This is a genomic window from Dokdonia sinensis, assembly GCF_003688895.1.
GTDB lineage: Bacteria > Bacteroidota > Bacteroidia > Flavobacteriales > Flavobacteriaceae > Dokdonia > Dokdonia sinensis.
On sequence record NZ_REFV01000001.1, the window covers coordinates 36,168 to 49,032 of the forward strand.

General features: G+C 40.6%; 13 protein-coding genes. 7 read left to right on the forward strand and 6 right to left on the reverse strand.

Annotated elements, in window-relative coordinates:
- Window positions 1-9 precede the first annotated feature (9 nt).
- The 4 genes from EAX61_RS00145 to EAX61_RS00160 are packed head-to-tail and all read right to left on the reverse strand — an operon-like array spanning window position 10 to window position 4,520.
- Window positions 10-1,350 (reverse strand): oligosaccharide flippase family protein, encoded by a 1,341-nt coding sequence (locus EAX61_RS00145; RefSeq protein WP_121915634.1) that lies wholly within the window; start codon window positions 1,348-1,350, stop codon window positions 10-12.
- Window positions 1,347-2,183 (reverse strand): 3'(2'),5'-bisphosphate nucleotidase CysQ, encoded by an 837-nt coding sequence (gene cysQ, locus EAX61_RS00150; protein WP_236641957.1) that lies wholly within the window; start codon window positions 2,181-2,183, stop codon window positions 1,347-1,349. The genes EAX61_RS00145 and cysQ overlap by 4 nt, the downstream gene beginning before the upstream one ends.
- 2 nt (window positions 2,184-2,185) lie before the next feature.
- Entirely contained in the window at window positions 2,186-3,466 is a 1,281-nt protein-coding gene (locus EAX61_RS00155) for a nucleotide sugar dehydrogenase (protein WP_121915635.1), read from the reverse strand.
- Window positions 3,467-3,521: 55 nt separating this feature from the next.
- A complete protein-coding gene (locus tag EAX61_RS00160) occupies window positions 3,522-4,520 on the reverse strand; it encodes an SDR family oxidoreductase (protein ID WP_121915636.1) in 999 nt (332 codons plus the stop codon).
- A 203-nt stretch (window positions 4,521-4,723) separates the two neighbouring features.
- Here EAX61_RS00160 and EAX61_RS00165 point away from each other — a divergent pair, with 203 nt between their 5' ends.
- The 3 genes from EAX61_RS00165 to EAX61_RS00175 are packed head-to-tail and all read left to right on the forward strand — an operon-like array spanning window position 4,724 to window position 6,647.
- Window positions 4,724-5,215, forward strand: coding sequence for a Dps family protein (locus EAX61_RS00165; RefSeq protein WP_121915637.1), 492 nt, complete (start codon window positions 4,724-4,726; stop codon window positions 5,213-5,215).
- Entirely contained in the window at window positions 5,215-6,090 is an 876-nt protein-coding gene (locus tag EAX61_RS00170; RefSeq protein WP_121915638.1) for a hypothetical protein, read from the forward strand. The genes EAX61_RS00165 and EAX61_RS00170 overlap by 1 nt, the downstream gene beginning before the upstream one ends.
- A gap of 53 nt (window positions 6,091-6,143) precedes the next feature.
- Window positions 6,144-6,647: a hypothetical protein gene (locus EAX61_RS00175; protein ID WP_121915639.1), complete on the forward strand. Its 504-nt coding sequence runs from the start codon at window positions 6,144-6,146 to the stop codon at window positions 6,645-6,647.
- A 30-nt stretch (window positions 6,648-6,677) separates the two neighbouring features.
- Here EAX61_RS00175 and EAX61_RS00180 read toward each other — a convergent pair whose 3' ends face one another.
- Together EAX61_RS00180 and EAX61_RS00185 are read right to left on the reverse strand one after the other, a co-directional pair.
- Window positions 6,678-7,229: a 1-acyl-sn-glycerol-3-phosphate acyltransferase gene (locus EAX61_RS00180; RefSeq protein WP_121915640.1), complete on the reverse strand. Its 552-nt coding sequence runs from the start codon at window positions 7,227-7,229 to the stop codon at window positions 6,678-6,680.
- A 156-nt stretch (window positions 7,230-7,385) separates the two neighbouring features.
- Window positions 7,386-7,952 (reverse strand): DUF4126 domain-containing protein, encoded by a 567-nt coding sequence (locus tag EAX61_RS00185; protein WP_121915641.1) that lies wholly within the window; start codon window positions 7,950-7,952, stop codon window positions 7,386-7,388.
- Window positions 7,953-7,986: 34 nt separating this feature from the next.
- On the opposite strand from EAX61_RS00185, the gene EAX61_RS16360 reads away from it, so the two are divergent.
- From EAX61_RS16360 to EAX61_RS00200, 4 genes are all read left to right on the forward strand, one after another.
- A complete protein-coding gene (locus EAX61_RS16360; RefSeq protein ID WP_161555135.1) occupies window positions 7,987-8,154 on the forward strand; it encodes a hypothetical protein in 168 nt (55 codons plus the stop codon).
- 125 nt (window positions 8,155-8,279) lie between these two features.
- Complete coding sequence (locus tag EAX61_RS00190) at window positions 8,280-9,629, forward strand: coiled-coil domain-containing protein (RefSeq protein WP_121915642.1); 1,350 nt, start codon at window positions 8,280-8,282, stop codon at window positions 9,627-9,629.
- Between the two features lie 117 nt (window positions 9,630-9,746).
- The gene (locus EAX61_RS00195; RefSeq protein ID WP_121915643.1) at window positions 9,747-10,799 is read left to right on the forward strand and encodes a hypothetical protein; all 1,053 of its coding nucleotides are present in this window, start codon (window positions 9,747-9,749) and stop codon (window positions 10,797-10,799) included.
- A 29-nt stretch (window positions 10,800-10,828) separates the two neighbouring features.
- Window positions 10,829-12,784: an AAA family ATPase gene (locus EAX61_RS00200; RefSeq protein WP_121915644.1), complete on the forward strand. Its 1,956-nt coding sequence runs from the start codon at window positions 10,829-10,831 to the stop codon at window positions 12,782-12,784.
- Window positions 12,785-12,865 lie beyond the last annotated feature (81 nt).

Sequence of the window (12,865 nt, forward strand, 5' to 3'; positions counted from 1 at the left end):
GAAATCATCTTAATTCTGCTTTCGCGAAAGCATACTCATAATAAAATTAACTGCAGGTCGCCATTCTTTTTTTGTAATTACAAAATAATTACGCAACGGCAATTTATCAATCATCATGACTGACACAAAGATAAAAAGCGTGCTAACAGTAAATGAAATTAATACCGCTAAGGCAGCACCCTCTATTCCATAATTCGGAATTAAAAACAAACCAAAAGGTATCAAAATTAGAATAGCGACTATATTAGACCAAAATGATACTCGTTGTAAATCCCTCGCGATATTATACATGATAAAGATCCCTTTAAAAGAAAAAATAACCATACTAAAAAGGATGATTTTAAAAGGAGTAACAACGGATACAAAAGCCTCTCCGTAAATAAATGGAACCAGCCAATCTGCCATAAAAAAAAGTGCTATTGAAATCATTAAAGTTACAGATACTGTGATACGGGAGAAAAAAAGTAAAATTTCCATGCGCTCTTCACGATTTTTTGCACTAGATAAATATGGCAACAATACCGTACGCAAAGCCCCTGGAATCTGAGCAACCATTTCAGACAGTCCTAAGGCAATAGCATAAAACCCCACCTGCTCGATAGACAAGAAATTATCCACTAGCCAAATATCGATGCGTAGACTTAAGAAATTTAAAATTGCAGTAAGGAAACCTATTCCAGAAAAAAGTAACAACGGTCTCAACTCTAACCACGTAATTTTAAAATCAATACGCCATGAATATTTAGTCTTGAAAAATCGAAGTATAGAAAGTGTGATAAAAATTATTGTTACTATATGAAGACAAAACAGAACAAACTCAGATATGTAATTATCGTAATAATGCGACCAAAAAAACAATCCACCAAAAAGAAAGAGCCTTAAAAAAGAGTAATATAGCGTAGATTTATATAAATCTTCAAAACTCTTGGATCCTCTCAAGAAGGCACTCAACACCTCTTTGATTTCGTTTATTACTAACAAAATTGCGAGTAATATTACATTTGTCTTCAAGTTTTCTAAAGGTAATAATAGATCAAGATAACCTAAAAAATAAAGGACGGTCAAGACTGTGAGAGAGGACAGCAAGCTTATTCCAATTACAATAAAAGCCACTCCCAATAGCTTCTCCGTAGGTAACTTCTCTTTTGCAATAAAATGGATAAGACTCAAATTAATATTGAAAGTAGTCAATATCATGAAAAATCCTACGGCTATCTCGATTAGGGTTAATACTCCCTTACCATCTGGACCTAAAAGTCGTATAAAAAAAATACTAGAAACAAAACCTAACAAAAGTGCGATGATTTTTGTTCCTACAACAAGAAAGGAATCTTTGAGCAATCTACTCATATACTCCTATTTTCAGCCACAAAACTCCCATTCTTCATTTCTTTACGATTATATACGATTTCCATTCCTGTGCTTTCATCTATCACAGCAATACCCACAGCATTGCATATCGCGTGTCCCGCGGCAGTGTCCCACTCCATTGTGGGTGAGAAACGCGGATATACATCAATTTCACCCTCGGCGAGAAGGCAAAATTTTAATGAGCTTCCTCTTCTTACAAGTTCAACCGTCGTGTATTTTTCTTTCAGTTTGTTGATGTATCGCTCTGTGGTTCTATTCATATGTGACTTACTGGCTGCGATGCGTATACCTGATGTTGGGATTTCCGCTCCTGTCTGCCCGCGAGACAATTTTGCGAAAGCAGAAAAAACGGTAGCCTCATCCCATTGTAATGTTCCATTTTCTGTCACAGCAACCTTCTCCATTTTATTTTCAACCACATTACCCACGTACAGCATTCTCAACACAGGAATATAGATAACGCCAAAAATGGGCTTTCCATCTTCTACCAGAGCAATATTCACTGTAAATTCTCCATTTCTGTTTACAAACTCCTTTGTCCCGTCCAGCGGATCTACAATCCAGCACCTTTCCCACGACTTTCTTACTTCATAAGGAGGAATTTCTCCTTCTTCACTTAAGATGGGAATTTGAGTTGTGCTGAGCGCTGCGACAATGATATCGTGCGCCTTCACATCTGCAATCGTTACTGGGCTAGCGTCCTTCTTAGTTTGAACATTAAAAGACGTGCCGTACACCTCCATTATCGCTCGTCCAGCCTCGACCGCCGCTTTAAAAACTACATCTTTATGGAAGGAGGTATTACTTGCCAAAATTACAATTTGCCATCTACCTTTCCTTCCAGAACGCCCTTTACATCATACGTCACACAAGCGGTAGCTCTAAGTGACTCAAAATTAATATCTCTAAACTCTTTATGTGCAACTGCGTGTACAATCGCATCATAACTGCCTTTGGGTAATACGTCTGTTGTTTTTAGTCCGTACTCATGCATCACCTCCTCTGGGTTTGCCCAGGGATCATAAATAGTGAGGTCTACTCCATAATCTTTCAGGTTTGAAACTACGTCAACCACTTTTGTATTGCGCACATCTGGGCAGTTTTCTTTAAACGTAATTCCCAGTAACAGGATGTTTGCACCTTTTACTTTTATATCGTGTTGCAACATCAACTTTATGACCTCTGCCGCTACATAAGCGCCCATACTGTCGTTTAGACGGCGTCCTGCCAGAATAATCTCTGGGTGGTAACCTAATTCCTGTGCCTTTTGAGCAAGGTAGTACGGATCTACACCTATACAGTGCCCTCCTACGAGCCCTGGTTTAAAAGGGAGAAAATTCCATTTGGTTCCCGCCGCTTCTAGTACATCGTGGGTATCTATTCCCATTAAGTTGAAAATTTTGGCCAACTCATTTACAAACGCAATATTAATGTCACGTTGTGAATTCTCAATGACCTTTGCCGCCTCTGCAACTTTGATCGTAGGGGCAAGATGCGTGCCCGCTGTGATTACAGAAGCATATAGAGCGTCCACTTTCTTACCTATTTCTGGCGTACTTCCAGAGGTAACTTTTAAAATCTTATCTACCGTGTGCTCCTTATCGCCAGGATTTATGCGCTCTGGCGAATAGCCAGCATAAAAATCTTCATTAAATTTAAGCCCGCTCACACGTTCCAGGACGGGAATGCATTCCTCCTCCGTCACACCAGGGTAAACAGTACTTTCATAAATCACAATATCTCCTTTCTTAAGCACTTTTGCCACTGTCTCGCTACTCTTGTACAACGGCGTTAGTACTGGCCTATTATTTTTATCTACTGGTGTAGGAACGGTAACGATATAATATGTACAGGCTGCAATATCTTCAACCTGAGCCGAATTGTACAATCCATTCTCAGCATTATTCTCGGCTTTAAGCACTAATTTCAGATCTTCATCTGCCACCTCTAGAGTGCTATCCCTTCCCGAATTGAGTTCGGTAATGCGTTCTTGATTGATGTCAAAACCTACAACAGGATATTTAGTTGCAAACAGTCTCGCCAGAGGTAATCCGACGTAGCCTAAACCTATGACTGCAATTTTAGGTGTGTTCATTGTTAAGGGTGTTTGGGTTTACGCTTTCGCGAAAGCGGACTCATATCAATCGTTATTATTTTAAATGCTCCCAGTACCAAGCTACAGCTTCAGAAAGTCCTTCCTCAAAACTATATGCTGGATCATAACCTAGCAACCTGCGCGCTTTTTCTATACTGGCGAGAGAATGAGGAACATCACCTAAACGTTGCTCACGGTGCTTTACCGGAACAGAAGCTATCTTACTATCAAAGCGTGCAAGCAACTCCTTTAATGATGCAACTAATGTACTAAGATCTGTGCGCTCTCCAAAGGCTACATTATACACCGTATTCATAGCCGCGGTATCCTCTGTGAGCATTGCAAGGATATTTGCCTGTATGACATTATCGACGTATGTAAAATCTCTAGAAAATGAGCCATCGCCATTGATTACAGGAGACTCGTGCTTCAGGAGTTGCATCACAAATTTTGGGATTACAGCAGCATATGCACCATTAGGATCTTGCTTACGCCCAAAAACATTAAAATACCTCAACCCAATACTATCAAGCCCATAGGTCTTATGAAACACATCTGCATATAGCTCATTCACATATTTTGTAATAGCATACGGCGAGAGCGGTTTCCCGATAACATCTTCTTCTTTAGGTAAGGACGCATTATCCCCATAAGTAGATGAACTTGCCGCATATACAAATCTCTTTATGCCATTGTCTTTTGCCGCAACAAGCATATTGAGAAACCCTCCTACATTTACCTCATTAGAGGTTACAGGATCTTGTATAGAACGTGGTACACTTCCCAAGGCCGCTTGATGTAATACATAATCCACTTGAGAGACAGCACGCTTACAAACTTCCATATCACGTATATCGCCGTTTATAAAAGTAAAGCGCTCGTGAGACATTACTGCATCCAGATTTTTTTTATGTCCAGTAGCATAATTATCGAGTCCCGTAACCATAGCCCCGTGTTCAATCAGAAATTCGCACAGGTTTGATCCTATAAAACCAGCCGCACCAGTTACAAGAACCCGAGTATTTTTTAAAGAAGATAAGACGTGATTTGTCATTGAGAATTGAAGCAATTTTCTATCTGACACAAATATAGGTTTTCTAGAGGGAAACTGTGTACAAAGAAATGGTTCAATCCTAGGTCAAGCTACTTGTGAAAGAACTCAAAATGGCAAGTTAAAGTTATGATAAACGCCAGTATATCCTTTACTTTTAGACCACTGCACACTAATTTTAAACAATTACCAAAATTATACATATTATGAATTATTTAAACTTAGATAGCGCTAAAACAAAAGACACCGTAGGTACTCTTAATGTCCTCCTTGCCGACTATCATTTATATTATCAAAAACTACGCAACTTCCACTGGAACATTTCTGGAGAAAATTTCTTTGACCTCCACGTGAAGTTTGAAGAGCTATACGACGATGCAAAGCTTAAAGTAGATGAAATTGCAGAACGTATTTTAACTTTAAGACACCAACCCTTAAGTAACTATTCCGATTACCTCGAAGTCTCTAATCTTAAAGAGGCAAGTGCAGACCAGTCTGACCGCGAGATGGTAAATGCAATATTAGAAGACCACGGGAAACTGCTCATCCAGATGCGCAAAGTGGTAGAGACCGCAGATGCTGGAGATGATGAAGGCACCATAGATCTTACCGGAGCCTACATACGAGAACTGGAAAAAACGAGTTGGATGCTAGACGCGTGGCGCAAGAAAACCGCTGCATCTTATGATAAGGCATAATGCGCTACATCCCCATTCTAAGTTTCCTATTGGTCGCGCTACAGGTTCAATGTCAAGATGAGACAAACTATGGAAAGCTCACCTACGTGAGTACGCTCCCAGAACTCCTACGGGAGAACTCTGGGATGGAAACTATAGAAAATAGTGACTTGACGTATATTATAAACGACTCCAAGGGTGCCTCGAGCGTCTTTGGAGTTCGTGCGTCTACGGGTAAAATTGTTCAAGAGATTGATATTAAGAACTATGGTAACCGCGATTGGGAAGATCTAACCAGCAGGGGCAACGATCTTTTTATTGGGGACTTTGGCAATAATGGGAACCTGCGCAAGAATCTAGTCATCTATTGGATCTCAAATGTAGATGAAATGGATAAGGAAAAGGTTTCCGCTTTCGCGAAAGCGATACCATTCACATTAGAAGATCAGAAGAAATTTCCGCCAAAAAAGAAAGATCGCAACTACGACATCGAAGCCTTTTTTGTAAAGGGTGACCATCTGTATCTCTTTACCAGAAATCGCTCTTCAGATTTTGACGGCACTACAAATTGCTACAAACTCCCCATCGCCGAAGGCGCTCAAGTTGCCAAAAAAATAGGAAGCTTTAAAACCTGCGATGATAGCTCAGACTGTCAAGTCACCAGCGCAGATTATGATCCAAAATCGGGAAAAATGGTGCTACTCACTTACGATAAGGTTTTTCTCTTTTCAGATTTTGAAGAGGACGACTTTTTTAATGGAAAATCAGATAAGATTAAGTTGGATTATGCTTCACAAAAAGAATCTGTTTATTTCAAAAATGCAAAAACGCTTATCATAGGTGAAGAATCTAGAAAAGGCGCTGGAGGAAATATCTACAGCCTCAAAATAGATTAAAAATCTGAAAGTTATCCCTGCTGCTCGCGACATAGAGGTATAAATCTTGTATTATGAAGGCCATATTGCTACCCCTGCTACTTTTCATCGGCTGTGCTGCATCTGCTCAGATGAATAATGAAACACTCAAAAATATTCTTGAAAAAGAAGTAGACACCCTAAGCGGTACTTCTGGAAGGTGGCAACTACTTTACAATGATTTACCGATGATAGTCCTTACAGATGAGACTAATGATAGAATGCGCATTATCGCTCCCATAACCGAAGCGAGTACACTAGACAAAGGTTTATTGCTGGATTGCCTCACTGCAAACTTCCACAGCGCGCTGGATGTAAAATATGCCTTATCTGATGATATATTGTGGTCCGTATTTGTTCACCCACTTAGTCCGCTTACTGAAGGAGAAGTACAAAGCGCGGTCCAACAGGTATATGCCGCAGCAGTTACTTTTGGGACGACGTTTTCAAGCACACCGTTGTTGTTTGGCGGGAACCAAACTGAAGATAAACCAGTAAATGATGAAGATATTCCTACGGTTATTTTGAAAAAAACTTGATATCGGAGATTATCTTTTTCCTAGTCCCTTTTAAAGCGGCTCATAACTATATTCAGGGATCTTCCCAACGGCACCTTTAAAAAAAGCGTTTATGATTTTTAAATCCTCTTCAAAATTTCCAGAGGGATATAGCGGTTCGGAAATACGGTGCTCTTTCTTACCAAAATCAAAGGCGACCATTATAATAGGTACACCAGCCTCTACGGCAATCCAGTAAAATCCAGTCTTTAAAGTACTCACCTTTTTTCGCGTTCCTTCGGGCGCGAGCGTGAGCCTGAACTCCTCTTTGGTTTTAAAAACCTGTGCTATTGCTTTAACCTTATCCTGACCCGGAGTACGGTCTATAGGTGCACCACCCATAGCTCTCATAAACCAACCCAATGCTCCTTTAAAAAGCGACTTTTTGCCTATAAAACCTATTTTAGTTTTGAGCACATTACGCAATAAAATTCCCATATAGAAATCGTGCCAACTCGTATGTGGCACGGCGATAATAACCGCTTTTTTTACCGTGTCTTTTGAAAAGTCACCAACTGCCCTCCAACCGAGGATATTATTATAGATAAATTTGGCTAAGCCCATATATTGAGATTCAAAGCACCTTGTTAAAATCAAAAAAGGTGCTCTTATTAATCCAAAAAATTTTGGTAAAAATACCAAATCTGCCGCATACGACTATCGTTTTGTTAGATAGTGCAAACATTTTTTTTGTCTAAAGTATCCCAAAAATGAATAAAGTTATTTCCCAGCCCTACGCACTCTGGCAATCAGCTTGTATATCGCATAAAGAAAAGTAAGCACTAGAATGAACGCAAGTACAGGAGAAAATATACTTGCCGTTGCAACGGTCACGGCCGCACCAGTTTCGGCGGTGGCGATAACTGGATTCCCTAGTCCACCAGTGGTTGCAGATGACGTCAACCTACTCGCGCTAGTGGTTCCTGAAATCGCAGCAGCAGCTCCACCACCTGCAATAATGGCGAGTGCCCAAGTAAATACAGGATTCATTTCTCCCATAGTCGCCACCATAATAAGTGTCCCAGCTATTGCAGAAAGGGGTACGGCAACACTATCTAACAGATTATCTACCCAAGGGATGAAATAAGCTAAAATTTCAATAACCGTCGCCACCGAAAGTAAAATTACAGCAGTCAGGCTACCCATCCATTCCCAACTTTCGGAAATGGGAAACCAGTTAAAATATGCCGCGAGGCTTAACGCCAAAAGTGGCACAAACACTCGAAACCCAGCCGCTGCTGCAAGACTGAAACCTAATATGATACTAATAACGAGTTCGATGGACATAATATGAGTTTGCTTTTTGAATTATCAATCAGCAATGAGTAGACAATTGTTCTTATTTGTTACTAAGCGATTAAAATTGAGTCCGCTCCTGCCTGACGGCAGGCAGGTTCGCGAAAGCGGAGTACTAAATATCATTGACAAACAAACTGTAAACCAGCAATATAAGACAAACGTACTGTTTTACTCACATCTCGAGCTGTAACAAAATAAAAAAACAGGCGACTAATCTACCAAATGAATGCACCAGAGTTCTCATAACTCAATAATTTTCCCGAAATTGATGCTTCATTGCAAACCACGTTCAACACTTAAAACCACCACATAAAAATGGCAGATGATTTTGACCTTTTAGAAACAAATGATGCAACACAGCAAAAGAGCGCAAAAGTAGATGTAAACTGGGGCAAGGCCGTAGATACAATGAAGTCCAAACTTGCGCAGGAAGATGACCCAGAAGTACGTCAAAAGATTCTGAACGCCACCCTAGACGACGTTGTAGGGATGGCCGAAAAAGACCGCACCTCCCTACTCGATGCCATTAAAGATCTTACAGACTATCAAGATGAAGTAGGAATTATTTTTGAAAAATTCTCGACCCTTAATCCAGCTGAGCAAAAGGTCATAGACGATGCTCAAAAAGCACTGGAACGCGCTAAAATTGAACTTGAAGATGCAGAGAAAGTAGCGGACAACTGGTGGAACAACCTCTGGGGACGTAAGGCAAAAATCAAAAAGAAAGAAGCCGAACTCGCCGAAGCTCAAAAAACACGCGACGGAGCAGACTTAAAAGCAAAGTCTATGTTCCAGGAGCGTATCGAGAGTGCAGATGTGCAGACGCTTCTCAACGAGCTTTCCTATAAATCTCAAGCCGCGGTAACCCGTCTTAAAAACCGAGAGGTAGAGATTAAAGAGGTAGAAGATAAACTTCAAGTGGCGATTGTTGAGGCGAGTAAAAACCACAACAAAGCTTTAGAAAAGAAAAAAGAAACAGAGGAGCAGCTCGAAGAGCAATATGCTTTACTTAAACAAGCACGTCAAGCGCTGGAAGAAGTAACAGACAAGCAGAGCACCGCATACTCTGAGGCACTAGCAAACATCACAAAGGTCGAGCAAAAGGTGGAGGAACTGGAAGGCCTCAAGAATGCCTACACGACCCTTGCTGCCAGTAAAGACAGTTTTGTACACAAGCATAATCTTACGATTAAAGTGTTGACCTCATTAAGAAGCAACTTGCAAACGCACCGTGCTAAATTAAAGAGTGATACAGATGAGCGTCTTAAATATTATGACGGTTACGTAGTTGCTCTTAAGGCGAGAACAGACCAAGAGTTTGCTGCCATCCTTGAACACCTGGGTGTAAAAACAGATGAGCACATCGGGGTAACACTTGCTGCGATGCATACTGCGAGCAGTAAAGCACGTCAGGATATGATGGAGAATATTCCAGTACACGAGAAGGTAATGCAAGGCGTTTACGGCAGCTATGCCGAGTCCTTACAGGAAATTCGTGAGAAGGATGCAACGATTCAAAAAGACTTTGCAAACCGTTACGGTATTGATATGAAAGAACTTTTTGAAGAGTATTATGCTTCAGATCCTTCGGCGCCAGCGGGTGATGGAGATGCTACTCCAGAGAAACCAGTGGCAGATGGTGGAGAGGATGATCTTTTAAGCTAAAATAAAGTAATGATGGGTACGCTTTCGCGAAAGCGTACTCTTACATTTCCAAAAAAAATCTAATTAAACAACCTTGCGAAAGAAATCTCTCAAGATTACCTCTCGCAGGAATTCAATATGGGCATAAACCAAATCGTTACCGCACTAGACAGCGCTGTTCTGGAAACCAAAGAACAGTATGAAGTATATTTCAAGATCGTGACCCACGCTTTTGAGCAGCTGGTGGTGCAAATGGAAGCCGAAACCATATGCTCTCCTCTCGAGATCACGTATGTGAAACAGTATTGCGATTTGATTACGTATACATTAGAGGCCTTTAGGGTCAAATATCTTTTTGACGATGAAGAGAAAATGAAGGTGGACCTTACGGAGTCTGGTTTTCCAAATTACTCCGAGTTTCGATATCTCATCAATGATATGGAGCTCAAACAGGAGCATATCAATAAACTGCCAAAAATAGAAGACCTAAAAGCGGAGTTTCTTGAAACGCTCTTGAGACACAAAGAGCCTATTTCGGATAAACGTATGCACCAGGCCGCTTCCATAGTGTATTATAAATCGGTGGAGAGCAAGTTCTTGTTTAAGCGATTTGTGCAAGGAAAAGTACAACGCACAAACGATCCTAAGGAGCCGGAATATATGGTGAGTTGGGCATTTTATGACATTGCGCTCAACCGTCCCTTTATCTGTTTTATGTACTTTGACTTACATAAAACTAAGATGGAAGATTATCTGGGGGAGCTTTATAAAGTTTTAGAAAGCACGGCAGATAGATCAATGACGCTGGACACAATGGGCTATGCCATTGATAAGAAATTACCGAACCTCTGGCCCAAACGTATTAAGAAAATAGATTTAGGTCCTATTCATAACGTATTTGCAAAGGATGAATTACTCATCACACACGCCATTTTAAAGGGTATCGTAGAGAAGACTTTAGACATCGGTTCGTACGCAATAACCGTAGGTATAGAAGAAACTTCCTCTAAAGGTAATTTTGCCGAAGGAAATATCTTTTCAAAACAGTTCCTACAAGTATGGGAAAATGAGAGGCCTGAGCAATATCTTTTTTCGTCCCATCGCGTGATGCAACTACTATATGACCAGTTGCCTCAATACGTCTATGCACTTTCAAAAGATCCCATCGAAATAGAACCATTAAAATTATAATCCCTTAACACCTATATCCTCAAATATTTATGGAGCATAACAGTACATTTCCCATACCGCTTAGTGAACTTGCAAATCTTCGTGATGAGGCAACCTCCTATCTTAAAGGTGTACAATGGGAACAGGGAAGTAAAGCCAAAAGCCGAGATAAAAGTGCTAAGGATGAATCTATCCTTCTCTATTTATCTAAAGCGACGGGCAATGCGACAAATAATGTGACCTCGGTTTCTAAAACGATATTGGCGCTTAAAAAACGTTTATTACCAGACTCCGTTGCGATTCCTTTACATCTTAATGAGGCGCTTTTTGCGCTACAAGAAGGTCTTACTACAGGAATTTGGTTGCGTGACAGTTACTCAGATGCTTCGGGATTTTCAAGCCTTAATGAACGGAAGGCCACACTGGACAGTGCTGGACGCATGGAGTTTGAGTCAAAAATGCAAACGGCAACAGCCTTTATGTTGCACGGGATTGCATATCGAATTTTATTTGAAATAAAGAATGGAGCGTCAGACGATCTGAGCGTGATGAAGAACAAATTTGCTGGCATTCCAGAGCTATCTTTTATGAGTCCGCTCAAGGGGATTTCCTGTATGCTTTTTTATTATGACAAATACCTGAGCCATCCTGATATCATAAATTTAGACAAGGATGTTATAGATTTTACAGCTGTTTATTTTGAAGCCATACTGAGTGAAATCCAACAACGTCGCGGTTCATTAGAGTATACTGAAGTTATTACGGACAGAACTTACAAACTTGAAAAAAGCGACTTTGCGGTTTCTGGATGGGAAAATATTCTGGAGGGAACTGCCGTGAGTGTAGAATTTAATAAGATTGAGTTTGAGCAAATTGTAGGAAATCGTGATGCAAAACATTTTGCGCGCCGACTCACAGAGCGTATGCTCAGCTATGATTTCACGGCTAAGAAAAACCCATTTCAGGAACTGGGTGGTTTTATGCCTGTTTTTATGGGTTATGGAATTCCAGGAACGGGTAAAAGTATGCTCATTGCGGCCATCGCTACACGTCTTAAGGAGCATTGTGACAACCTTGATATTCCTTTTCTTTTTCACCCGATGCCAGATACCTTGATATCAACATTTCAAGGAGGATCTGCGGAGAAAATGGTACAGTGGATGAAACCTTTGCAGGACCCAACAAAGTTAATTTTTGCGCCAATCGATGATGCCGAAAACAATCTTCAGGAGCGTACGGCACAAGGCGTATCGGCCGGTGTAAAAGAAGTTATAGGTGTATTTTTAAGATATACAGAAGGTGCTTATGCGATCAACTATGGGAATAGTTCCATAGGATTATTTACAAATCTTCCCGAGATGCTGGATAAAGCAGTCATTTCACGTGTACAAGGACGTTTTAAAATAGACGGTGCGCGAACTATTCCGGATTTTATAGATCAAGATTATATCTGGTGGAACAAGCTGGAGCAATCTATGCCCGACTTTGTAAATATGACAAAGCCAGAGCAATATGAATTCCTGAGCGAACAGGGACTTGCCAAAAATATGGGCGAAATCCTAAATCAATCCGAAAAACCCTCAGAGGCCAAAGTTTTAGAAATTTACGACCGCGTAGCATCCCAGCACAAAACGACGGAGCACTTGTTTTTTGCAGAGTTGTATAAGGAGATTCAAAAGGCATTTCCTTTTTTCTCATCGAGAGATATAAGGAATATCCAGAGCGCGATTTCGCTACGACTCACAGATTTTGATTTGCCTGAGCAATGGTTTGAAGATCCTACGCTCTATTTTAAAAAGGACTACGACACTAAGTACGCAATGCTTCAGGACCTTATGAAACAAAATATGAAAGGACTGAACTTCTCAGACATTAGACGTCAGGAAGTGGTGCGATATCTAGATAATGTTGCCACAATAGCAGACACAGATTTCAAACGTCAAGTTGAAGGTCGCGTGCACGATATGGAAGTGCAACTGGCTGCAAGGAAACTTTTTGAGAAATAGGGTTTTGAGTGGTGAGTTGTGAGTTGTGAGCTGTGAGGTGTGAGGTGTACAAAATTACTAAAGGAAAAAAGGGTTTGTTTT